The sequence below is a fragment of the Veillonella sp. genome (assembly GCF_041333735.1).
Taxonomy (GTDB): Bacteria; Bacillota; Negativicutes; order Veillonellales; family Veillonellaceae; genus Veillonella.
In genome coordinates this window covers 1,061,419-1,085,848 of sequence record NZ_JBGKFB010000001.1, presented here as the reverse complement: position 1 = coordinate 1,085,848, position 24,430 = coordinate 1,061,419, and the positions used below count along the sequence as shown (strand labels likewise).

At 37.2% G+C, this 24,430-nt stretch carries 17 protein-coding genes and 1 pseudogene; 7 read left to right on the top strand and 11 right to left on the bottom strand.

Annotated features, from left to right (window positions below):
- Positions 1–46 precede the first annotated feature (46 nt).
- The 7 genes from ACDF53_RS04810 to ACDF53_RS04780 all read right to left on the bottom strand — a co-directional run bounded on the left by ACDF53_RS04810 (position 47) and on the right by ACDF53_RS04780 (position 6,937).
- Entirely contained in the window at positions 47–328 is a 282-nt protein-coding gene (locus ACDF53_RS04810; RefSeq protein WP_295825500.1) for a GIY-YIG nuclease family protein, read from the bottom strand.
- A complete protein-coding gene (locus tag ACDF53_RS04805; RefSeq protein WP_105084982.1) occupies positions 318–959 on the bottom strand; it encodes a peptidylprolyl isomerase in 642 nt (213 codons plus the stop codon). Before ACDF53_RS04805 ends, ACDF53_RS04810 begins: the two co-directional genes overlap by 11 nt.
- Before the next feature lie 226 nt (positions 960–1,185).
- Positions 1,186–1,962 (bottom strand): HAD family hydrolase, encoded by a 777-nt coding sequence (locus ACDF53_RS04800; RefSeq protein ID WP_060924407.1) that lies wholly within the window; start codon positions 1,960–1,962, stop codon positions 1,186–1,188.
- A gap of 8 nt (positions 1,963–1,970) precedes the next feature.
- Positions 1,971–2,207: a DUF1653 domain-containing protein gene (locus tag ACDF53_RS04795; RefSeq protein WP_303940869.1), complete on the bottom strand. Its 237-nt coding sequence runs from the start codon at positions 2,205–2,207 to the stop codon at positions 1,971–1,973.
- Between the two features lie 44 nt (positions 2,208–2,251).
- Positions 2,252–3,325, bottom strand: coding sequence for an iron-containing alcohol dehydrogenase family protein (locus ACDF53_RS04790; RefSeq protein WP_303940866.1), 1,074 nt, complete (start codon positions 3,323–3,325; stop codon positions 2,252–2,254).
- A 144-nt stretch (positions 3,326–3,469) separates the two neighbouring features.
- Positions 3,470–4,801, bottom strand: coding sequence for a branched-chain amino acid transport system II carrier protein (gene brnQ / locus ACDF53_RS04785; protein WP_119208933.1), 1,332 nt, complete (start codon positions 4,799–4,801; stop codon positions 3,470–3,472).
- Positions 4,802–4,930: 129 nt separating this feature from the next.
- Positions 4,931–6,937, bottom strand: a complete 2,007-nt coding sequence (locus ACDF53_RS04780; RefSeq protein ID WP_370815646.1) for a molybdopterin-dependent oxidoreductase — start codon at positions 6,935–6,937, stop codon at positions 4,931–4,933.
- A gap of 580 nt (positions 6,938–7,517) precedes the next feature.
- Between ACDF53_RS04780 and ACDF53_RS04775 the strand changes: the two genes are divergently transcribed.
- The 4 genes and pseudogenes from ACDF53_RS04775 to ACDF53_RS04760 form a co-directional block, all read left to right on the top strand.
- The gene (locus tag ACDF53_RS04775) at positions 7,518–8,657 is read left to right on the top strand and encodes an Ldh family oxidoreductase (protein ID WP_005379755.1); all 1,140 of its coding nucleotides are present in this window, start codon (positions 7,518–7,520) and stop codon (positions 8,655–8,657) included.
- Positions 8,658–8,953: 296 nt separating this feature from the next.
- Positions 8,954–10,591 carry an L-lactate permease gene (locus tag ACDF53_RS04770; protein ID WP_308523008.1) on the top strand — a complete coding sequence of 546 codons (1,638 nt, stop codon included), beginning with the start codon at positions 8,954–8,956 and terminating at the stop codon, positions 10,589–10,591.
- Positions 10,592–10,745: 154 nt separating this feature from the next.
- Positions 10,746–11,912, top strand: coding sequence for a transposase (locus ACDF53_RS04765; RefSeq protein WP_370815645.1), 1,167 nt, complete (start codon positions 10,746–10,748; stop codon positions 11,910–11,912).
- Positions 11,913–11,933: 21 nt separating this feature from the next.
- Positions 11,934–12,353, top strand: a pseudogene (locus tag ACDF53_RS04760) (transposase); the annotation flags it as partial.
- Positions 12,354–12,628: 275 nt separating this feature from the next.
- Here ACDF53_RS04760 and ACDF53_RS04755 read toward each other — a convergent pair.
- Entirely contained in the window at positions 12,629–12,913 is a 285-nt protein-coding gene (locus tag ACDF53_RS04755; protein WP_370815644.1) for a PepSY domain-containing protein, read from the bottom strand.
- A 233-nt stretch (positions 12,914–13,146) separates the two neighbouring features.
- On the opposite strand from ACDF53_RS04755, the gene ACDF53_RS04750 reads away from it, so the two are divergent.
- The 3 genes from ACDF53_RS04750 to ACDF53_RS04740 all read left to right on the top strand — a co-directional run bounded on the left by ACDF53_RS04750 (position 13,147) and on the right by ACDF53_RS04740 (position 15,807).
- Positions 13,147–13,716, top strand: coding sequence for a transposase (locus ACDF53_RS04750; protein ID WP_370815588.1), 570 nt, complete (start codon positions 13,147–13,149; stop codon positions 13,714–13,716).
- Complete coding sequence (locus tag ACDF53_RS04745; protein WP_370816196.1) at positions 13,680–14,534, top strand: IS3 family transposase; 855 nt, start codon at positions 13,680–13,682, stop codon at positions 14,532–14,534. Before ACDF53_RS04750 ends, ACDF53_RS04745 begins: the two co-directional genes overlap by 37 nt.
- Positions 14,535–14,619: 85 nt before the next feature.
- Positions 14,620–15,807, top strand: a complete 1,188-nt coding sequence (locus ACDF53_RS04740; RefSeq protein WP_370815643.1) for a multidrug effflux MFS transporter — start codon at positions 14,620–14,622, stop codon at positions 15,805–15,807.
- Between the two features lie 356 nt (positions 15,808–16,163).
- Here ACDF53_RS04740 and ACDF53_RS04735 read toward each other — a convergent pair whose 3' ends face one another.
- From ACDF53_RS04735 to ACDF53_RS04725, 3 genes are all read right to left on the bottom strand, one after another.
- The gene (locus tag ACDF53_RS04735) at positions 16,164–16,889 is read right to left on the bottom strand and encodes a hypothetical protein (protein ID WP_370815642.1); all 726 of its coding nucleotides are present in this window, start codon (positions 16,887–16,889) and stop codon (positions 16,164–16,166) included.
- Between the two features lies 1 nt (position 16,890).
- Entirely contained in the window at positions 16,891–18,723 is a 1,833-nt protein-coding gene (locus ACDF53_RS04730) for a hypothetical protein (RefSeq protein ID WP_370815641.1), read from the bottom strand.
- Between the two features lie 1,118 nt (positions 18,724–19,841).
- The gene (locus tag ACDF53_RS04725; RefSeq protein ID WP_370815640.1) at positions 19,842–24,095 is read right to left on the bottom strand and encodes an acyl-CoA dehydratase activase-related protein; all 4,254 of its coding nucleotides are present in this window, start codon (positions 24,093–24,095) and stop codon (positions 19,842–19,844) included.
- Positions 24,096–24,430: the final 335 nt, after the last annotated feature.

Sequence of the window (24,430 nt, the reverse complement as noted above, 5' to 3'; positions counted from 1 at the left end):
ACCTCCATGGCAGTAATTAATCATCATATTATACCATAATCAAAGACTATTTTGCACCCTCAATGAGTCGCAATTTCTTAGTCTTTGTCATCTGTTTTATGGCATATTCTCTACGTTGTGCATCTTGTTTATTGTGAAAGCTTTCAGAATACACCAATGTAACAGGACGTCGCCCTCTCGTATACTTAGCACCGCCTGGAATAAGCCCATTATGAGCCTCTATACGGCGCTCAATATCGGTGGTCCACCCACAATACAAGGAATCATCTGCGCAACGCACCAAGTACACGTAGTGCCGCTCTTCAGACTTGGCCTCCTTATTTGCCATTTTTTGCATCATCAGTAATCGGTTCCAACGTAATAGTATTGATGATTACTGGCTCTACTGGTTTATCATTGCGACCAGTTTTTACTTTGCCAATTTTTTCAACTACATCCATACCTTGTACTACGGTACCAAAGATAGTGTGTTTGTTATCTAACCAATCTGTAGGTCCCAATGTAATAAAGAATTGAGAACCACCTGTATTAGGGCCTCGGTTTGCCATGGCAAGAACGCCCATTTTATTGAAGTGTAAATCATTGGAGAACTCATCAGGAATTGTATAGCCTGGACCGCCAGCACCTGTACCATCTGGATCCCCGCCTTGAATCATAAAGCCTTCGATAACGCGATGGAATGTAACACCATTATAGAAACCTTTTTTTACTAAGTAATCAAAGTTTTTTACCGTAATAGGTGCTTTAGAGCCTAGCAAACGAACTTTGAATTGACCATAATTTGTATCAAAAATAGCATACTCATCAGCGATTGGCGCATTAGAGAAGTTAGGCATAGCTACCGTTTCTGCTTTTACAGTATTTCCTTGTGGTTGTTCCCCACTTTTTGTACCACAAGCTGCTGTACCAAGCATTGTAATCCCCAACATTGCGCATAAAGCCAAGCGTTTCCAGTTCATAGTTCCCCCAATATATTGTTTATACTAACATGTATGTAAAATTCACATAGAAAAGCCGCTCAACCCGTGAGCGGCTCTTTTTTAGTATATCATGTTTTAGAGAAAATTTGGTTTAAATAATTATTAAATTTACCAATTTATATAACCTTATACTTTCAGTTATATATCAGTCATTATTTACCATCAAATTGTTCAGTTTTTTAGTCTACAATGAGGACATTAGAACTCAATCAATCCACTTGAAATGCTTACACGCATTATAAATGCCATCCTTATCACAGTCGGTAGTGATATAATCGGCTTTTTCTTTCAATTCAGCACGTGCATTCCCCATGGCAATATTAAGCCATTCTGGTCTAAACATAGACAAATCATTATATCCATCACCAAATACTACGGCTTGATTAGGTTTCATACCAAAATAATCAAGCATATTGCGAATACCCAAAGCTTTTTCCATTGGTTCATATAAAACACAGCCATCGCCATAACGAATGAGCTTATGCGTCATATGCTCAATTTCTTTTTCCTCTTCTTCCCCTTCTTTAAAGAACACATAAATCTTATAAAACTCTTCTACATTATGAAAGTCAAAATTAGGATCTACTGTCGTTTTAAAAACATCCCAATTCGGATGCCAATCTAATATTTCCTTATACGGCGTAATTCGGCCTAATTTATTCCGATCTGTTACAGCCCAAGGAATATTGTGGGACTCTAAATATTCCAAATAGTTAATGCATGCATCACGATCCATGCCAATCATGGACACTAGTTCATTATTAACAGTAACACTATGGCCTCCGTCTGCCACAAAATCTGTAAGACCTGCTTGCTCAGCAAAACGCTTAGCATCTACTTGGATACGACCTGTAGCAAGCGCTACCCGATGGCCACGGCGCTTCAGTTCATCCAAACTATATTGTGCACTGTCAGGAATTTTACCTTCCGGCCACACAGCTAAGGTATTGTCTATATCGAAAAAGAAAAATTTCTGTTCCACAGGCCCTCCTAATCACGTCCGCTCATTAACTTAAATCGCTCTTTCTGCTCTACATCAGGATATTTTTCTTGATCCACATCACTCAAAAACATATCTAGTGGTCGTACATATAAGTCACGTTGGTCATATAATTTTTGATATACCACGAACTGTTCATTTGTTTCCGAATGAGTTGCAACATCTAACACATAATAGTACATACCTTTAAAATGACGATATAAGCCACCCTTTACAATTTTTCGCATTTATAACCTCATTACATAACACACACAAACAGTTACAAATTATATTAATCAAGAGATTCCATGTATTGAATAGCCTTAGTCAACATATCTGCTGTAATTTTATATGGAGATACATCAATATCATGAACAGATGTAGCCTTTTCAACAATTTGAGGAATATGTGATGCAGTAAGATCTAATTGTGAAAGTTTAGTAGGCCAACCTAATTCTCGATATACTGGCAACCACCGTTGTAATTCATCCATTTGTTGGTCAACGGTTAACAAAATAAGTAAGCCATATGCTACCATTTCACCATGCAAATGGTTTTCTTCTGTTTCTTTATTTGTAACACAGCCATAACATACAGCATGAGCCATGTTACTATTATATGCCATAGGTACACAACCTGATACAATACCGGTAGTAAAGATAACAGTCATGGCAATGGTATCAAATGCATCACTACGTTTATTAGCTTGACTGTCTTTATAGGCTTGTATACCATGTGCTAGAATTGGTTCACTACACATAGAAGCTAGAGTAAGGCCTAACTGAGTATTATAGTCTTGCTCACGATTGCGAGCAGAAAGATGAGTTTCATAGTGTTTTGCAATAGTATCTCCCATTCCCGCCCACAAGTAACGGCTTGGTGCTTCTACGAGAATATCAGCATCAATAAAGCAGTGCACAGGAGGATGATTTACAAAGGCTACGTCATCAAAAGTATGCTCTGCAGTGTATACAGCTGCTACTTCTGACGTTGCAGCACAAGTAGAGGCAATGGTCGGAATTGTAAAGAATGGTTTATCATCTAACTCTAGAGCTACTACTTTTACCGTATCCATGGCCTTACCGCCACCAACAGCAAACATAAAGTCCGCATCTTTTACAGAAGCCATTTGTGCAATTTCCTTACCTCGAGCGAAAGTACACTCTCCACCAAAGTGAATAATATCTAGCACTTTAATCCCTGCTTTATCAAGCACTGGACGAATATGTGGCAAAGCTTTAGAAAGAGCTGTCTCACCACCGATGATAGCTACAGACTTACCATATAATTTTGTAAATTTGGGAATAGCGTCGAACACCTCATGACCGCCAAAACTATAACTAGGTAAACAATGAGTATTACGCATAAAATCTTCCTTCCTTCCTTCATTATCTATATTCTTATTATAGAAACTTCTACTCACAAAATCAATTTTATATGACAACCCTTAAGACACTAAAAAGGTTCTATACTTTCACCCAAAACGAAAGTATAGAACCTTTAATATTATTTATTTATTCTCGGACACAAGACCTTTATGGATAAGACCTACAACAAAGCCTAATACCGCAAAGCTCACCCAGCCCATGCCAGCAGCCTGGAATGGAATGTATTGAGTAAAGAGCTGTTCCAATGCAACAGGTGCAATACCTGCCGTTTCAAGACCAGTCATAAGAGCAGAGATCATTGTGAAAGCCATTGTCCATGCGTATACGCAACGACGACCACCGAAAACATTGTGAAGAAGTGCCAACAAGATGATTACAATCGTTAACGGATACAAGAGCATCAACACTGGAATCGCTGCACTGATGATTGTTTTCAAACCGAACATGCTAAGACCAAATGCTGCTACGGAGAAGATTACTACATATAATTTATAGCTAATCTTCGGTGTCAACTTGTGGAAGTACGTACCACAAGAAGTGATAAGACCGATACTCGTAGACAAGCAAGCCAAGAGAACGATGATAGCCAAGATAATTTGACCGAATTCACCGAACAAGTAGTTAGCACTTACGGACAACACAGGAGCACCCGTATCAAACAAACCAAAGCGTTCAACACTAGTAGCACCAATGTTAGCGATAAATACATAAACAATACCAAGAAGAGATACTGCAATAGCGCCTACCTCCATTACTGTTTTTGTAATAACCGCACGAGATGTAGCGCCGCTAAGACGAACAAAGTCGATTACAAGAATAGCAAATACTACGGAAGCCAATGCATCCATCGTATTATAGCCGTCCAAGAAACCTTGCAACACAGCTGTAGGTGCATCACCATAAGTAGGTTGTGGCACTGCATAGCCGCCTAGCGGAGTCATAAAGGATTTAATAATTAACAACAGAATTACAAGTAGTAATGCTGGTGTCAAAATATTACCGATACGATTAACAAGCTTTTGTGGGCTAATGGATAACCACAAAGAAACACCAAAGAATAATGCCAAGAAAATTGGTTCCATATTCATGCTTAAACCTTCTGTGAAAGGTTTAATTGCAATTTCATAAGCTACAGTACCAGTACGTGGCGTCGCAAACATTGGACCGATACTCAAGTAAAGAGAAATTGTGTACAACAAGCCATAAATTGGATGAACACGGCTCGCAAGTTCTTCAACATCTTTACAAGACGAGTACCCCATCGCTGCAACACCTAAAAGTGGAAGGCCTACACCTGTTAATACGAAGCCGAGCAAAGCCCAACCTACATTACTACCAGCTTGTTGACCTAAGGCCGCTGGGAAGATCAAATTCCCTGCCCCAAAGAATAGGGCGAATAACATCATGCCTATAGCCCAATAGGCACGGGCAGATAATTTATCATTACCATTCATAAACGTAACCCCCTTCAGGTTATATATAAAAATAATATTACTATTATAATCCTAATGAGGATATGTATGCAATAAAAATATCCTTGTTATGATATATCGGCATAATATTATTCCTATAAGTAAAGGAAATTAAACATCCGCCTTTTTAATGTGAACTTGCACATCATAGAATGTGCTACCCCAACCTTGATCCGTAGGTCTATCTGCTGTAAGTACATTAATACCTACATTAGGATCACTAGATTGTGATTGCCACCATACACCAAGGGTTACCAATGTACCTCGTTGTACATCTTCATCGTAGTAACTTTTAATTCTTACACTACCACGTTGATTATAGATTTCCACTTCATCGCCATCATTAATGTTATATACTTTTGCATCTTTAGGATTGATGCGTAGTTTCATCAATTCAGGATCATCAAACTCTAACTCACAGAAGCTAGAATCTAAAATGCGAATATCATTACCGATAATAAGCCAGAATGGTGCATCATCACCATAAGGCGGTAAATAACGAATTAGTGGCTCCACATCATGTGGATTATATAACTCAATCTTTCCAGATGGCGTTTTAAAATCTAATTTATAATTTTCAGGCAACGTCATCTCTACTGGTTCACCTTGGAGAATTAAATTTTGATCATCCTTAGAAATACGGTGCGACGCACTTACAATTTGGTCTATTAAATCTCGTTCACTATGCTTAAAGAATTCATCTGTAAGTCCCATACGTTTAGCTAATTCAGAAATCACTTGCCAGTTAGAGCGGGATTCGCCAATAGGATCGATTAATTTATAACCCGTTCCAATTGTATAGTGCCCATAGGAGTTATATATATCGTCATGTTCTACTGATGTTGTGGCGGGCAATACAATATCGGCGTATTTACATGTGTCGGTAAAGAAGCGTTCGTGAACAACCGTAAATAAATCATCTCTCATCAAGCCTTTTCGCACTACATTTTGATCAGGTGCTGTTATAGCCGGATTACTAGAGAATACATAAAGACTATGCACAGCTGTACCTGATGGGTTTGTAAGCATTTCACCTAGTTTAATCATAGGCATCAATCGCTTTGCTGGTGCATCCATATGAGCCTGTTGCATCACTTCTTTGCCCACAAACTTACTACCACTAGCACTCGATAATAAGCCACCGCCTAAATGTTGCCAAGCTCCAACTACAGCAGGTAATGCATTAATAGCACGACAGTTCATAGCACCATTCCCATAGCGTGATAACCCACTGCCAAGACGTATAAATGGAGCCTTAGCTTTAGCATAGGCATGGGCAAACTCAATCATACGTTCTACGGAAACGCCACAAAGTTCAGATGCTTTTTCCGTTGTAAAATCAAGCAACACATCGTTTACGAGTTCATCATAACCTTGTACATGTTTCTTAATAAAATCTATATCTGCTAAACCGTCTCGATGAATAATATGAAGCATACCTAACGCTAAGGCGCCATCACTACCAGGTTTTACGTAAATATGTTCATGAGCTTGATTAAAAGTATAGGTTTTATGAGTATCAATAATCCAAACTCGAGCGCCATTCTTTTTTGCTATGTTTACATCATGTAAGATATGAACATCCGTAGCAGTGGCATTAATGCCCCATAGAACAATTAAATCACTATATTGTGCCTCTTGCGGTTTAATGGCTAGTGTATCACCATAAACAGAGCGGAATCCTGCCTGTTTTGCAGGGGAGCAAATACCACGGTCCTGATCTGTAGCACCAATACGGCGGAAAAAGTAATCTGCTGCTGGGCTTTGAATCACCCCCATAGTACCTGCATAGGAGTAGCGCAAAATACTTTCACTGCCATGAGTACTAATAGTTTCTTTAAAATTATTAACAATGGTATCTAATGCCTCATCCCAACTGATACGTATATATTGGTCTTCACCGATTCCTTTTTTACCAATCCGTTTCATTGGGTACTGTAAACGCAATGGAGAATGAACCACTTGTTCGTAATGCGCCATTTTAGGGCACAATGTACCTCTTGTAAAAGCATGATTTCTATTACCACGAACAGATACTACTCTGTTGTTCTCTACCGATACGATTAGACCACATGCATCTGGGCAATCATAAGGACATACTGATTTGTATTCTTTCAAAATAAGCACCTCGCTTATAAATTATATAAACTATAGGATGTATATTTATATTATATTACAGCATCATCTGTATAAGTGTAACCTTTAACACATTTTCTATCTTCACAAAGATTAAAATTATTGTATATTATGCATATCAATACATTTAGTTATCACAATACGTTAATATACATATCAATATTTTTTATATATAATATTGAACATTTCAAGTTTTATCGATATTTATCCATTCTCATTCTTGCTCAAAACCTAAACAGATATACTAATAAGTTCTATAAAAATACTGAAAATCTATAAAAAAATCATGCAACCATAACTAAAAGTCATAACCATATAGTTTTAGGTATAATCGGATGTTTCAGTAATCGACCTCGGAATATGTGACAAACATCACCGGTACGTATGCGTATTTAGTAATGTGTTTCAGACTGTAAGACTATTCAATCTCACTTCTTTCTGTGCTATACTGACATTGTCATTTGAGAGGATATAGAGCTCACCAAATATCATTTAAACTTCATGATATTTTAGAGTGACGTTACTATATCAGGTACATATTTTCTGAAAAGAGGTTTTAACGATGGCAGACGCAAAAAACACTGTGTTATTCCCTTATGAAACATTGAAAAAATTAAGCATGGACGCTTTCCAAAAATTCGGTTTCTCCGAAAAAGAAGCTGACATCATCCAAGACGTACTTTTGACTTCCGACTTGTTCGGTATTCAAAGCCATGGTATGCAACGTATGGTTCGTTACCACAAAGGTATCACTAATGGCTTGATCAAAATCGACGCAAAACCTGAAATCGTAAAAGAAACTCCAATCTCCGCAGTTATCGACGGTCATGATGGCATGGGCCAATTGTTGGGTCACAAAGCTATGGAAATGGCTATCGAAAAAGCTAAAAAATCCGGTGTTGGTATCGTATCCGTACGTAACTCCAACCACTATGGTATCGCTGGTTACTATGCTAAAATGGCATCCGACCAAGGCTTAATCGGTTTCTCTTGTACAAACTCCGAAGCAATCATGGTTCCTGTATATGCTCGTAAAGCTATGCTTGGTTCTAACCCTATCGCTTGGACTGTACCTGCTGATCCTGTTGACTTCTTCTTCGATTGCTCCACTACAGTAGTAACTCGTGGTAAACTTGAAATGTACAACAAAATGGGCAAAGCTACTCCAGATGGTTGGGCTGTTAATAAAGACGGCGTTCCTTCCACTGATGCAGCTGAAGTATTGGGCAACATCTCCCGTCATGAAGGCGGCGGTATCCTTCCTTTAGGTGGTGCTACAGAAGTTCTTGGCGGCCACAAAGGTTATGGTAACGGCATGATTGCTGAATTATTCTCCTCCATCTTGTCTCAAGGCGGTACTTCCAACAAATGTATGGTTGGCGGTAAATCCAATATCTGCCACGGCTTCATGGCTATCAACCCTGAATTCTTCGGTGACCCAGCTGAAATCAAAAAACACTTCTCCCAATTCTTACAAGAATTACGTGAAGCTCCTAAAGCACAAGGTCAAGACCGTATCTACACTCATGGCGAAAAAGAACATGAATCTGTTGCTAAAGTTAAAGCTGAAGGCATCCCTGTACTTAACGGTACAATGCTTGAAGTTCAAGACCTTTGCAATGAATTAGGTTTAGACTTCAAATCCTACTTCGGCGATTATGTACCAGAAGCTCCTGCTACAATGTTCAAAGGTAACTACTAATACCTAAGACCTTACAAAGGCCCTAACACGGACATGTAGTCAGTAAAGAAGGGGACATAAACACTGTTTATGTCCCCTCTCTTATATTCTTAACCTCATGTTTAATGAGGTTAAAAATTTTTAAGAGGTATATCACTTTTTATGATAAGTATATCTGTTATTTTATTGTAATTCTTTATTTTAACTGAACTTTTACAACTTAATACAATAGCGATTTACTCATCAATTAAATTGATTAAGCTACATCGTCCTGTTAAGCATATATTTTTATTTTTCTTGAAAGGATGATTTTAGAAATGAGTGCTATCACCGTTCTATTAGCGCTATCTCCAATCATTTGGTTGATTGTAGCGTTATCCATCTTGAAATTACCAGCATGGCAAGCAACAAGTGTTGCTGCAATCGGTTCTTTCATCATCGCTATTACAGCATTCCAATCTGACCCATTTATTATGGTCACTGGTGCCCTTGAAGGTGCCGCTTTGGCAATCTGGCCAATCCTATTAGTTATTACAGCTGCTATCTTCGTTTATAACTTAGTAGTGCATACGAAAGCAATGGAAACTATTAAAACAATGCTTTCTTCTGTAACATCTGATACTCGTGTACTTGCATTGTTACTTGCATGGGGCTTTGGTGCCTTCATGGAAGGTATGGCTGGCTTTGGTACTGCCGTTGCAATTCCAGCTGCTATGATGGTTGCCGTAGGTTTCGACCCACTAAAATCTATCATCGCATGTCTCGTTGCGAACTCCGTACCAACAACATTCGGCTCTATTGGTATTCCAACAACTACATTGGCATCCTTAACAAGCCTTGACCCAAGTCATTTAGGTACATTCATTTCTGTACAATTATTCTTACTTAACCTTATCGCACCATTCTTCGTTGTTATGATCATTGGTGGCGGTATTAAAGCGTTAAAAGGTGTATTCCTTGTTACATTACTTTCCGGTTTAGCATTGGCTATTCCTGAAACTATAATCAACGCAGTAATGGGTCCAGAATTATCCGTAATCTCTGCATCCATCGTTATCATGGCAGTTATCATTATTTGTGCAAAAATTATGCCTCCTAATGATCCTGCATACGCAGTTAAACAAACTGGCGAAGTTCCTAAAGTTTCTGGTGGTGAAGGCCTTGTAGCTGCAATGCCATTCATCTTAATCTTCGTATTATTGTTATTAACTTCCAAATTGTTCCCTGCAATTAATGGTCCTCTTGCGTCCATTAAAACATCTGTACCTATTTATCAAGGTCCTGGTGCAAAACCTTACACATTCGTATGGATTGCAACTCCTGGTATTATGATCTTCATCGCTGGTATTGTTGGTGGTTTCATCCAAAAAGCAAAAGCTGGCGAAATCTTTGGTACATTGGGTAGCACAGTTAAAAACTTGAAATTCACATACCTTACAATCATCACAGTTGTTATGACAGCTAAATTGATGACTTACTCTGGTATGACTGCAGATATTGCGAAAGCAATGGTTGCAGGTACAGGCTCCTTATATCCTCTATTCGCTCCTATCGTAGGTGCGTTGGGTGCCTTCTTGACAGGTTCCGGTACAAACTCCAACGTATTGTTTGGCCCACTTCAAATCGCTGCAGCTCAAGGTTTAGATCCTACAAACTTCGAAGACCTTGGCTTCTGGTTGGCAGCAGTTAACTCCGGTGCAGCTGGTATCGGTAAAATGTTGTCTCCACAATCCATCGCGATTTCTATTGGTGCCGTAGGTCCTGCTTTGAAAGCATACCTAGAAAACCACAAAGAAATTAGTTCTGAAGAAGCTCACAACTTAGAACATGAAATCGAAGCAAGCGTTATCATGAACAGCGCATTCAAATACTTCTTGATCTTCATCGTTATGCATGGTTGTATCTCCTTCTTCGGTCAACATTTCATCCATGAAATTCACCACTTCTTCTTCTAAGAACTGGTAACAATACAAAAGGGGCTGTAACAAAACAGCCCCTTAACACTAGAAAAGCTGTTAGTTGATTTTATATGATCAACTAACAGCTTTTTTTCTATATTTCTAAGAAAAAAGGGCCCCGAAGGGCCCTCTTCATTGGTATAATTAAATTATGAACCAAAACCATACCAATGAACCTAATTATACCAAACTAGTAATGCCTCGCCAACTAGTTTTACCATTGGATTATGGCATTTTGATAAAAGAAACAGCGCCTGTGCGGTTACTTGATGCTGTATTGGAGGAATTAGACTATAAAGAGTTACAGCATTTGTATTCTCCTAAAGGGAGAAAATCTAAAGTTCCACCGCATATTCTGTTCAAAATTTTTGTCTATGCTATGTCCAACGGCGTGTATTCTACACGTATGATACAACAACAATGCGAAGAAAATATTAATTATATGTGGCTTCTTCAAGGCTATTCACCCCCAAGTCATATGACATTCCAACGATTTTTTGCCCGTTGTACACTAGATATCTTAATGAATCTGTTTTCACAGTTGATGGAAGCTATTAACAGACATGATACCTTAACATTCAATGAAGTCTTTATTGATGGAACTAAACTAGAGGCTAATGCCAACAAGTATACATTTGTCTGGCGAAAAGCCGTGCAAAAAAGACTAGATACATTACCATCTAAATTAGCTATATTAAAGCAAGACATCTGGAATAAATTGGGGCTAGATACCCATTGTATGAATGATGAGTGTATATATACCTTCCTCGCTAAAGAAATTGAAGTAAAACATATGGAACTCGTACAAGGAAAAGGTAAGCATAAAACACCACTGCAACGATTGTACGAGCGAGCAGAAGCTTTATATGAGAAGCGAAAAGAATACGAACAGCAATTGTATATTATGGGTGAACGCAACAGTTATTCTAAAACAGATCCTGATGCGACGTTTATGCGTATGAAGGAAGACCATATGCGTAATGGACAGCTTAAACCTGCCTACAATGTACAATTAGCCGTTCATTCTGAATATATTATGGGTATTGGTGTATTTTCTAAGTCCAACGATACGAATACATTAATTCCATTTGTACAGCAATTAGAACAGATTCATAGCCGCCACTTCACATATGTGGTAGCTGATGCTGGTTATGATAGCCATGAGAACTTAACTTGGTTAAAGAACAACCATTACCTATCTTGTATAAAGCCTCAATATTACGAAAAAGCGAAAACTAGAACTTGGACGAAAGATATTAGCAAAGCTCGTAATATGGAGTATATACCTGAAGAAGATGCATTTACATGTGCAAAATGACGTAAATTAAAATATGCCTTCACGCGTAAGGCGGAAAACAAAACAGGATTTGTATCTGAGCGAAAGGTATATATTTGTGAGTCTTGTAACCGATGTGGATACAAAAAGGAATGCCAACGGTATGTGAAACCAACGACAGAAAATCCAGTAAAAAGAATTGAAATTACACCTGCGTATGATGCCGTACTGGCAGAGAACCAAGATAGATTACTCAGTGATACAGGCATTCAATTACGAATGAACCGTTCCATTCAAGTAGAAGGTGCCTTTGGTGTGTTAAAACAAGATCTTGGATTTAGACGATTTTTACACCGTGGCAGTGGAAACGTGCATAAGATGCTATATCTCTTGTCCATGGGATTCAATCTAGCAAAATTACATAACAGAATACAAGCAGGACGAGTTAATACAACATTATTTACTGCAAAACAAACTGCTTAAACCAAGAAATTTTTAAATAGGCCTAAAGGCCTATTTAAGTGCGCCTAAAAACAAGAAACACCAAGAAAATATACGATTTTACAAATCTAATTTTCTTGGTGTTTCTTATATTTTAAAGGGACTGCAACTAGAATGCGGTGAAACCGCATTCTGTTACAGCCCCTTTTGTTGCCACATATGAAAATACTATATATATAACATGGATTAATGATAATACAGTTTAGAGTACACTGTTATTGCTACATAATATTACTACATGTTCTTGTACCAATCTATTAATAAACCTCTTGCTCTACTTCCCATTTAATAACGGTCCCAGTATCTGCATCTATTTCAAAATCATATTCATAACCGTTATAATGAATTTCACCTTCATACTCTAAACGACCATTCTCATAATCACGATTGAACTCGATTACATTTGCAACTGTTGCTCCTGGCACACGAGCTAATGCACTCTGTACAGCCTCATCAGAACTAATAGCTTCTACAGAAGAAACTACAGTAGTCCCTAGTACAGCCACTACAGCCAAAATCAAAAATTTTGTCATTTTTTTCATATAATTCTCTCCTACACACATAAATTGAATTAATATTCTAAATATAAATAATATCAATTATTGTAATTGATAAGAAAAAAGATAGCAAATCATAATTATTAACAAGAAAAATCTATAGAAATTATCTACCAATCATGTTACAATACATCGTATCAAATAGAAAAAATTAAATGCAGTCTGCGAAGTGTGATATGTACCCCCTTTACTGGACAACCAGTAAAGGGGGTATTTTCATGAGATATAGTTATGAATTTAAAAGAAAAGCAATTGAATTATTCTATCAAGGTGAATGGCCCGAGACACCTAACGGTGTAAGGACAGATACATTTCATAAACAAATAAGGGACTGGGTTAAATTAGAACAGCGTCATGGTTCGGACATTAATAAATGTCAAGGGACTAATAAGTATTGGTCTCCGGAAGAAAAATATGAGTTAGTATGCCAAGTTCTTTCTGGTCAAGGTTTAAGAGCAGTAGCTATTGTAGCGGGTATTAACTCTGGACAACTGTATCAATGGGTTCATAAATACAAAACTTTGGGATACAATGGTCTTATTAATAAACCTAAAGGACGACCACCAAAGGATTGCAAAATGAAAGTACCTAAGACTATCTCAACTCGAGAGCTAAAAGAAAGTGAATATGAGGAACTCATTCGCTTACGAGCTGAAATTGCTTATATTAAAGCTGAAAATGAAGTCATAAAAAAAGAGATTGCCTTGAGAGAAGAAAAGGAAGCTGCGCGTCTCAAGGCGAAAAAGCAGCGATTATCAAAACGCTCCGCCAACAAGGCTATCAACTAAAGCATCTTTTAAAAGCTATGCCAATGTCCAAATCTACCTATTATTTTGAACTTACTAAAGTAGATCTTGTAGATAAAAGAAATACAGAGCTCAAAGATGAAATTCAAAAGATTTTTACAGAACATAAAGGTCGGTATGGTGTACGGCATGTATACCAAGAGCTTCTTAATCGAGGTTTTGTAGTCAATCATAAACGAGTACAAAGACTTATGCATAGTATGGGCCTCGCAGGAAAGCGACCGAAGGAAAAGTATCACTCTTACAAAGGGAAAGTCGGCAAAATAGCAGAAAATATCGTCAATAGAGATTTTAGTACAACTGCACCATTACAAAAATGGACTACCGATGTGTCTCAATTCAATTTCTCGTGGGGAAAATGCTATTTATCGCCTATTTTAGATATGAATACGAATGAGATTGTTGCTTATGACTTAGCATTAAGGCCTAACTTAGAACAGATTTCTCGTATGTTGGAGAAAGCCTTTAAAAAGTTTACTAATCTTTCGGGATTAATCTTCCACTCTGATCAAGGATGGCAATACCAACATAACTATTTTAGGCAAGCACTTAAAGAACATGGCATTATTCAGTCTATGTCTAGAAAAGGAAATTGTTATGATAACTCTGTGATGGAAACCTTTTTTGGTAGATTGAAAACAGAAATATATTATGGTTTTGAAAAAGAATATGCATCATTTAATGCTTTTGCAGTAGCGATAGAAGAATACATTAACTATTACAACAATAGAAGGATCCAGAAAAAAACAAAATGGATGCCCCCCGTAAAATACAGGGAAGCATCCATGTGTTTAGGCTAGTAAATAATATGTGTCCAGGAAAATGGGTACATATCAGTGCGATTCGCAGGCTTTTATTTTTCCCATTTTAAGATAGGAGGATTTTATGACACAAGAAAATTCTGCTAAGGTTTCCTTTATCTTGGTAGTATTCCTTGGCATGTTAACAGCTATTACACCGCTCGCAACAGATCTGTATTTACCTGCATTACCGATTATGCCTGGCGAATTAAATACAACAGCATCAAATATTCAAATGACCATAGGTGTTATGACCTTTGGCGTTGCCTTAGGTCAATTATTTGGTGGCCCTATAAGTGACACAATGGGCCGTAAAATGCCACTTGTTGTAGGTAACTTACTATGCGTTATTTCTAGTATTATTTGTGCCTATGCACCAAGTATCGAAATACTTTTACTAGGAAGATTTCTACAAGGTTTAACCGGATCTGTAGGCGTTGTAATTGCCAAAGCCATCGCTCGAGACTTTGCATCCGGTCAAGAATTAACAAAACTTTTTGCCTTACTCATGATGGTTAACGGCCTCGCACCAGTCCTTGCGCCGTTAGTAGGTGGTCAACTGCTCTTATTTACTACATGGCGTGTAATCTTTGTAATCCTAGCACTATTCTCTGCCATTTTATTGGTAGGTTCACTTCTTTTCCGTGAAAGCTTACCAAAAGAAAAACGCGTTACTGGCGGCCTTGCTACGGCTACAAAGAACTACCTTACGCTAATTAAAGATAAACCCTTCCTAGGACAAACATTAATTCAACTCTTTGCTTTCGGCGCTTTCTTTGCCTATATCTCTGGTTCATCCTTTGTATACCAAAATATCTTTCAACTATCTGCTCAAGAGTTTAGCTATTTATTCGGAATTAATAGCTGCGGCATTATCTTGGCCAGTGCCATTAGCGGACGCGTAAGTAATGTCGTAACCTCTCGTCAACTACTCACATTCAGTCTATGGGAACTTACAATTGGCTCTTTACTATTCTTAGTAGCCATGATTTTTGAATGGTCTCTCATTCCTGTAACAACCATCCTATTCTTTACTGTGTGTACAGTATCCCTATTCGGTTCCGCCTCCTTCTCTATGGCGATGACAAACTATGGAAAAATGGCAGGCAGCGCCTCTGCCATACTAGGCTTTGCCAGCATGTTTGCGGCAGGTATTGTATCACCAATCGTTGGTATTGGTGGAGAACATACGGGAGTACCCATGGGGATTACAATGCTAGTATGTGCAGCGCTTTCCTTATTGTGTTTATATGGTTTAGTAGAGAAAGAATAATCTCTTTTAAACATTTGTGTGAGCCCTACAATGGGGCCCTGTTACAATAGAATAAAATTTAGTATAAAAACAGCGGTACCTTCTTCTTGCTCAGTACGTCACTTCGTTCCGTAAAATCGCTTCGAAAAAGGTACCGCTATTTTTATTAATTTTTGCTATGAAGATGTCCCATTGTAGGACTATTCGACTATAATTAAAATATATTAATTCTTTTTTATAAATACACTAAGCACAATAAAGGAAAGTGCAGACTCAACTAATTGTAGGCAATAAACTAAGTCCCGTCCAATCGATTATAAAGAGCAAGATTTAATTATGATAGTGCCCGACTACAACAAAATATTTTGAGTATATTATTATCTATTTATTGCTAGTACTTCACTCAATACTGCTATATCCTCTTGATAATAATCTCTAAATACTGGCGCACTAAATAATTTCTTTTCTATCTTTTCATATACATTTATAGCATTAACAATTCCACCGCAATAACGTGGTTCAATAGCTATTGTTATACCTACTAGATTATTAGGAAATATTGTTTTTTTCTCTAAAAACGATTTCAATCGTAATTCATTAAACTGAAATGAATTGGTACAATCATCTTTATCAAAAAAATAATCTAAATCAATATCAAGAATATAAAAGCTTTTAGATAATATATCAACAATACAATCATCGAGTTCTTTAAATACTTTTATTCTAGATTTATTGACACAATAATCATCATCTGAAAAATCATTTGAAATCACAAAAACAGAATCAAAGACTCCTAATTCGCAGGCCATATTAATATGCGTATCATTATTTACATCAAGTAATTCAAAAACTCGTAAATCTAATTTTTCCTTTGTAGTTTTTTCTATATGCTCCATAATCTGTATTGTATCATTCTCGGAACATAAATCACGATGTGCATCGAACGTAAGCAAATTAAGAGGTTTATTTTTAATATCTTTCCATAAAATCCATGACGCAAGAACTAGTCTGTGATCAAAAACCATACTTACAGGTTTTGAAATTTCCATTACATCTTTTATTGCATCAAGAGAATCATAATTTGATAAAGTTCCATATAACATATTAAATTCCTTCCTGCTGTTTAAATTCATCAAAAGATAAAATATTATATGTTGTATTCTTAATACTTCTTTTATCAAACCTCACACACTCTTTTAATAGATCAAGAGAATCTATTATATTATTACCCTGAACATTTGATAATGACTTAATATATTTTCTAATTTTTTCATAATTCCACGTAGGTAGTTTATTATCACACCGTACGTCTTCTAAGTAAATAGAATATCTCATCAATAAATCAATTTCATGCTTATCTTGATCACATATAAAATCAGCATTTAGCCAATCACTTGCATAGATAATTTTAATATTATCTGGACATTTAAATTCAACAAAATCATCATCAAGAATTAATAATACAAACTCATCTGTAAAGCCTATATATTTGGATACAATAATACTATGTTTTGTATAGTCAAATACTCCATTATCATCAATAAGATTTTCAGGAATAAAATATAAAGATTTTTTACACTCAACAATCTTTTCGAAATATAGTCTACCTTTATATTTATTAATTGTAATATCAGCTACACTATATTCATTTAAATCAACTTGATAATCAATATTATCATATTTCTTAGATAAAATTTTAAATACTAAACGTTCCCATAAAATCCCTATATCTCGTTTTAACCAATTTATAGTTTCTCTATTATTATTTACTCTAAAATATATCCCTAGCAATGAATAGAGACTATTATAATCATGCTCTCTTAAAATAACATCACATGATCGTCTTGTAGATAGCTCCAACAAAGTCTTCTCTAGATGCTCCAAAAATAATTCATTTTGATAATGTGCTAAACAATATAAGCCCTCATGCGACTTAGTATAAGACCAACAGGGTAAATCTTTTTTTCTAAAGTTCGCATCTGCTAGTTCACTGTGTAAATTTCTAGACAAAAATTTACTAATTTTATCAAAATGTTGAACATTTAACTTCATATCTGCACGCGCTAAAAATGAAAAAAGTTCATTTTCTTCCCAAGGGGCATTAAGTTGGCTAAACAATCTATTAACTATATCATCTAAATATTTATCTTTCCAACATTCATTTTTATTACAAACATCAACTAAAAGTTTGTTGAAACTCTCGATTGATTTTTTAGCACCACTTTTTCCTAGTTGAAAAAAAATATATTCAATAATTGCATTATAATTTAACGCCTCATAAGCTTTAGAGCCTAATATCAAGTTTTTAGTTGTGTAGATACAATTTGACTTATAAGGTAATAAATCTATATTTCTACGGCCCTTAGTCAAAACTTTTTGATGTAAATCGTATAACTCTTCTATAACAGTAAATTTTGTCTTCTTCATATTAGCATTTAATTGAATACTAGGTTCGTATGACTGAATAAAGCTCTGGAGTTTAATGAAGTTTTTATCAGAAATTTTACCTTTTTTATTAGATAAATAAATCAATTGGTACCAAAAAGAATTTAACTTTTGATGATTAAGTGCTTGCTCCCTAAAAAAGTATTGTAAAAAATACATATTATGATTTCTAAATATATATTTTAATAATGAATTGATAAAATATGAAAAATCAGCACTATTTCTAATTTTTACTTCTAACTCAACATCATCATTAAAATAATATACTTTATCCTCTACTAAATTATTTATTTCTAATAACAACCTATGAATGCTCTTCCATCCCATTTGTGACGATATCTTTATAATACTAGTAAAAAATTCAATATTATACTTTATTAAATTCTGCCATAACTCCTCTTCTATTTCTCGATTATATAAAAGAAACAATTCAATACTTCGTTGTCGATGTTGGTAATCTTCACTTGCTAAATCCTTGATGTCTACTTCCATGCACATATTTTCCCCATACCCAACACATAATATAATAAACTTTTAACTAACCTTACTATAACAAATATAATGCTTTTTCTCTATAAAGCATATAACTATAGTAAGGTTAGTTAAAATTAACTCGATGAAGTATAAGCGAGTAAAATATGGCGTGATAATAACATATTAAACATATTCTTCCTTTTGCTACAGCAGTTAAATTTTCAATGGGACGTCTTCAAAACGGGTGTATATAGAAAAGAACACAGCCCTCTCTCCTCTTTTCTGTTAGATGTATTGCGAATTTTTTGTAAATAATGAGATAAGTAACTCGATGGAGCTATTAGGTATATAGTAGATTGGATCATTTACATTTTATAATGGGACGTCTGTATAATAAGCGTATATAGAAAAGAATACAGCCCTCTCTGCAGCGATTTTACAGAACGTAGTGACGTACTGAGCCAAGATAGGGCTGTATTTTTTCTATACTAATAATATGCAGTTGTATTCGGGCACCATTATAAAATGTAAGAAACATAATCGCTAATTTACTAACGTCCATCCCAACTCCTCCCCACTGCACTAGTTATATTTTCATTGGGACATCTTCATAATGAGTGTATATAGAAAAGAACACAGCCCTCTCTCCTCTTTTCCGTTAGATGTATTGCGAATTTTTTTGTAAATAATGAGATAAATAACTCGATGGAGCTATTAGGTATATAGTAGGTTGGATCACTTACATTTTATAATGGGACATCTTCATATCGGGTCTAAATAGAAAAGAATACAGCCCTCTCTGCAGCGATTTTACGGAACGTAGTGACGTACTGAGCCAAGAGAGGGCTGTATTTTTTCTATACTAATGATATGCAGTTGTATCCGGGCCCCATTATAAAATGTAAGCCTCCTTATGACGGATTAAGTAATAGCACTTTTCCCTTCCCCCATCTGTACTAGTTATATTTTCAATGGGACATCTTCATAATGGGTGTATATAGAAAAGAACAAAGTCCTCTCTGCAGCGATTTTACGGAGCGTAGCGACGTACTGAGCCAAGAGAGGACTTTGTTTTTTCTATACTAGTAATATTCAGTTGTAACAGGGCCCCATTGAAAATATAACGGAGCACGCTTTTATTCAAACATTGTCGATAGTAGTAGTTTCAACCGATTTGCTTGGTTTACTGCACTGGAGCCTGGATCGTAGTCGATGGCAGCAATGCGCACGTCTGGGTAGGCAGCGGATAGTGTTTTCACCATACCTTTACCTGTAACGTGGTTTGGTAAGCAGCCGAATGGTTGCAAGCATACGATTTGTTTAGCCCCTTTTTCAATGAGGTCAATCATATCGCCTGTGAGGAACCATCCTTCACCGCATTGGTTACCAAGACCAATGTAGTGAGCCGCTTCTTTTGCTACTTCTGTCATACGTTGTAGAGGGTCAAAGTTTTTAGACGCTGCTACTGCTTTAGCGTATGGCAAGCGGTAGAGTTCAAGGGCTTCACGAGCCAATGTACCGAAGAAGCCAGATAGCCATGTGCCATCAAGATGTTTAGCACGGTATGTACTATCCATTGCGCAGTATAAGAAGAAGTCTAATAAACCGGATGTAACGACTTCGCCACCTTCTTTTTCAATGAGTTCATTGATATGGTTGTTAGCACTTGGGTGGAATTTAACGTAAATTTCACCTACGACGCCAACGCGAGGTTTTTGTACATCTTTATTGACCGGCAAGTTATCAAAGTCATGAATGATTTCTTTGATGTACTTATTGTACTGACGAAGGCTGGCAGATGTAATATTTTCACGTAATTTTTTAATCCAGTAATCACATAATGCATCTGTAGAGCCCGGGTTAGTTTCATAAGGACGTGTAGCCAATACGCATTGCATGAGGGCATCACCGTAAACAACGGCTTGAATCATGCGATGCAAGAAACCTTTTGTCAATTTGAAGCCTGGTTGACGTTCCATGTCGCTTGCATTAAGAGATAGGATTGGCACTTGTTTCATACCAGCGTCAATCAACGCTTTACGTAAATAACCAATATAGTTTGTAGCACGGCACCCACCACCTGTTTGAGAGATGATAACAGCTGTTTTATTGATATCGTATTTACCAGATAATAGTGCAGACATGAGCTGCCCTACAACGATAATCGCTGGATAACATGCATCATTATTGATATATTTCAAGCCTATTTCAATATCGTCACGCGTTGGAGCTGGCAACATTTCAAAGTTATAGCCTTCATTTTTGAGGACTGGATCCAAGAGGCTAAAATGCAATGGTGACATTTGTGGCACCAAGATTTTATAAGTCTTACGCATTTCCTCTGTGAACACCACGCGATTATAATCGTAGGTTGGCAATTGTTCTTCCACCACTTCTGGTGCCTCTGGGTTGTGATGACGACGCAAGCTACGTTCCATTACAGATTGCAAGGAACGCAAACGAATCGTTACAGCCCCAAGGTTTGTACCTTCGTCAATTTTGAGTAAGGTATGAATCTTATGGTTTGCTGAAAGTATATCTTTTACTTGATCCGCTACGATAGAGTCAAGGCCACAACCGAAGGAGTTGAGTTCAACGATTTGGAAGCCTTCTGTTCTACTTACGAATTCAGCAGCGCGGTATAGACGGCTATGGTAAGACCATTGGTCTACAACACGTAGATGCTTAATTTCATTACCAAGTGGTGCAACGCCATCTTCCGTAAGAACAGCCATGCCAAGGGATGTAATAAGCTCTGGGATACCGTGATTAATACCAGAGTCCAAATGGTATGGACGGCCAGCCAATACGATAGTAGGAATTTGTTCTGCTACGAGGCGAGATACTGTTTTCTTTGTCGTTTCACGGTAAGAAGCCTTACAATTTTCTTGTTCTTCCCACGCTTTTTCAACAGCGTTAGCAATATCTTTCTTTTTGAGATTCAAGAAGTCCAATGCTTTCACAAGAGCAGGAACAAGAGATTTCTTATCAGCTAATGGCAAGAATGGTGCGTGGAATGGAGTATCCCCCAAAACCTCCTGCATGTTGTTTTTGATAAGTTCTGGATAGGAGATAACCATTGGACAATGATAATTATTGTCGCGGCTAAATTCCTTAGGGCCATGTTGAATACAAGGGTACCAAACAAAGTCTACTTGTGCATTTGCAAGGTCACGAATATGACCATGTACCGCTTTTGCTGGGTAGCAAGCTGTATCAGATGGAATCGTATCAATAGCCTTGTTGTATTGTTCCTTTGTAGTGTAATCGGAAAGAATTACTTCATAGCCAAGTGTATTAAAGAATGTAAACCAGAATGGGAAATCCTCATACATGTTGAGGACGCGAGGAATACCTACGCGCATTTTACCTTCGAACTCTGGAATATTTTTCTTCAAATAATAGTCGAAGTAACGACGCAATTTAACGTCTACTAAGTTAGGAACTGCTTTGCGTTCCTCTTGAATCATACCGCCCGCACCGCGGTCGCAACGGTTACCCGTTACGTAAGTACGACCATCAGAGAAAGCATTGATGGTAAGCATACAGTTATTGGAGCAAAGTCCGCAATTACGCATTGTCGTAGATACTTGTAAGGAGTTAAGACCATCACTATCGAGCAAAGTGCTTTTTTCCTTTTGTAACTCTTCTGCCGTTTCAGCAGCAAGAAGAGCCATACCGTATGCGCCCATCAAGCCGGATACGTCAGGTCGAATTACTTCTACGCCCATCAATTTCTCGAAGGCACGCAATACGGATTCATTATAGAATGTACCGCCTTGTACAACGATATGATCGCCCAATTCTTTAGGGTCTTTTACCTTAAGAACCTTGTAAAGGGCATTTTTAATTACAGAATAAGCAAGGCCTGCTGCGATATCTTGTACCGTAGCACCTTCTTTTTGAGCCTGCTTAACCTTAGAGTTCATAAATACAGTACAACGAGAACCCAAATCGATTGGCAGGGATGCCAATAAACCTTCCTTCGCGAATTGATCGATTGGAATGCGTAGACCGGATGCGAATGTATCGATGAAGGAACCGCAACCAGAGGAGCAAGCTTCGTTCAATACGATATCTTCGATGTAGCCATCGCGAACCTTACAGCATTTCATATCTTGACCGCCGATGTCCAAGATAAAGGATACATCAGGGCAGAAGTAACGAGCTGCACGATAGTGAGCCATTGTTTCTACTTCACCAATATCGATGCCAAGGGCGCGTTTAAGAAATGCCTCGCCGTAACCAGTTACACCAGAATGCGCAATATACGCGCCTTTTGGTAACAGTTCATAAATCTTCTCGATCATTTCACGAGATTTTTCTAATGGTTTACCATGGTTAGGACCATAGTGAGAGAATATGATTTCCTTATTACTGTTGATGAGAACTACTTTAAGAGTAGTAGAACCAGCATCGATACCAAGGTAACAAGGACCTTGCGCATCTTCAATATTCGCTTTTGGCGTTACTGCCTTAGCGTGACGAGCGCGGAATTCTTCTAATTCTTGTTCATTTTTAAATAGAGGTTCTACACGATCTGTAGCCTCCATAGGAATACCGATGAGGGCACCAATTTCCTTTGTTAATTGACCAACCGTAATCTCACGACAGTCTTCTTTCATCAAAGCCGCCCCTAAGGCGATGAATAATTCACCGTTTTCAGGGATAATGCGATGCGCTTCATCTAGTTCTAAGGTGTCGCAGAAACATTGACGAAGTTCGGACAAGAATGTTAACGGCCCCCCAAGGAATGCTACATTACCTTCGATTTTATGACCGCATGCAAGGCCCGCAATTGTTTGGTTTACAATAGCTTGGAATACGGATTTTGCAATATTTTCATGAGATGCGCCTTGGTTTAACAAAGCTTGTACGTCTGTTTTAGCAAATACGCCACAGCGTGCTGCAATTGGATAAATCGTATCAGCATTCATGGCCAATTGGTTAAGACCAGATGCATCAGTTTGCAATAAAGTCGCCATTTGGTCGATGAAAGCACCTGTACCACCTGCACAAGAACCATTCATACGGTGTTCTGCCGTTTGACCTAAATAGGTTACCTTCGCATCTTCACCACCAAGTTCGATAATAACATCAGTTTCTGGATACAACGCTTTTACAGCACGTGTTTCAGCAATAACCTCTTGCACGAATGGAATGCGTACCTTTTCAGCCATCGCCATACCACCAGAACCTGTAATACATACATGAACTTGATCATTTTCATGGCCCACTTGAGCCTCTTGGAGCAAGGTATATACGGTGTCCAAAATGTTTGCATAATGGCGTATGTACTTTTTATACAAATAATTATCGTGTTCGTCTAATAGTACAACTTTAACAGTTGTAGAGCCCACGTCAATACCCATGCGTAGCATGTGTTGCATAAATACCTCTCTTTTCAAAAAACGTATGACCACACAAGATCATACTCATATTGTGAAAGTAGTACATTGAGCATGAATCTAAAATAAAATGCACCAAACATCTAATTAAACTTAGATAAGGATAGACTTTCACAAAAACATCTAATTTTTTAAATATCCTATACATATTATACAACAAATGTAGATAAAATCTATGTTTTTCTATATTCCAATGAGTTATATGGAATATGACTAAACTTGAATAACACCTCTACATCGAGATAGGATGTAAAATTTATTATATCATTCTAAGATGAAAAAAAGTGTACCTAACAGCACATAACTTAAGCAACAAA

Excerpts from the sequence above, each read along its gene's own strand:
- ACDF53_RS04810 (WP_295825500.1), bottom strand. The coding sequence starts at position 328 with ATGGCAAATAAGGAGGCCAAGTCTGAAGAGCGGCACTACGTGTACTTG.
- ACDF53_RS04805 (WP_105084982.1), bottom strand. The coding sequence starts at position 959 with ATGAACTGGAAACGCTTGGCTTTATGCGCAATGTTGGGGATTACAATG.
- ACDF53_RS04795 (WP_303940869.1), bottom strand. The coding sequence starts at position 2,207 with ATGCGAAAAATTGTAAAGGGTGGCTTATATCGTCATTTTAAAGGTATG.
- ACDF53_RS04790 (WP_303940866.1), bottom strand. The coding sequence starts at position 3,325 with ATGCGTAATACTCATTGTTTACCTAGTTATAGTTTTGGCGGTCATGAG.
- brnQ (WP_119208933.1), bottom strand. The coding sequence starts at position 4,801 with ATGAATGGTAATGATAAATTATCTGCCCGTGCCTATTGGGCTATAGGC.
- ACDF53_RS04775 (WP_005379755.1), top strand. The coding sequence starts at position 7,518 with ATGGCAGACGCAAAAAACACTGTGTTATTCCCTTATGAAACATTGAAA.
- ACDF53_RS04770 (WP_308523008.1), top strand. The coding sequence starts at position 8,954 with ATGAGTGCTATCACCGTTCTATTAGCGCTATCTCCAATCATTTGGTTG.
- ACDF53_RS04765 (WP_370815645.1), top strand. The coding sequence starts at position 10,746 with ATGAACCAAAACCATACCAATGAACCTAATTATACCAAACTAGTAATG.
- ACDF53_RS04755 (WP_370815644.1), bottom strand. The coding sequence starts at position 12,913 with ATGAAAAAAATGACAAAATTTTTGATTTTGGCTGTAGTGGCTGTACTA.
- ACDF53_RS04750 (WP_370815588.1), top strand. The coding sequence starts at position 13,147 with ATGAGATATAGTTATGAATTTAAAAGAAAAGCAATTGAATTATTCTAT.
- ACDF53_RS04740 (WP_370815643.1), top strand. The coding sequence starts at position 14,620 with ATGACACAAGAAAATTCTGCTAAGGTTTCCTTTATCTTGGTAGTATTC.
- ACDF53_RS04735 (WP_370815642.1), bottom strand. The coding sequence starts at position 16,889 with ATGTTATATGGAACTTTATCAAATTATGATTCTCTTGATGCAATAAAA.
- ACDF53_RS04730 (WP_370815641.1), bottom strand. The coding sequence starts at position 18,723 with ATGGAAGTAGACATCAAGGATTTAGCAAGTGAAGATTACCAACATCGA.
- ACDF53_RS04725 (WP_370815640.1), bottom strand. The coding sequence starts at position 24,095 with ATGCAACACATGCTACGCATGGGTATTGACGTGGGCTCTACAACTGTT.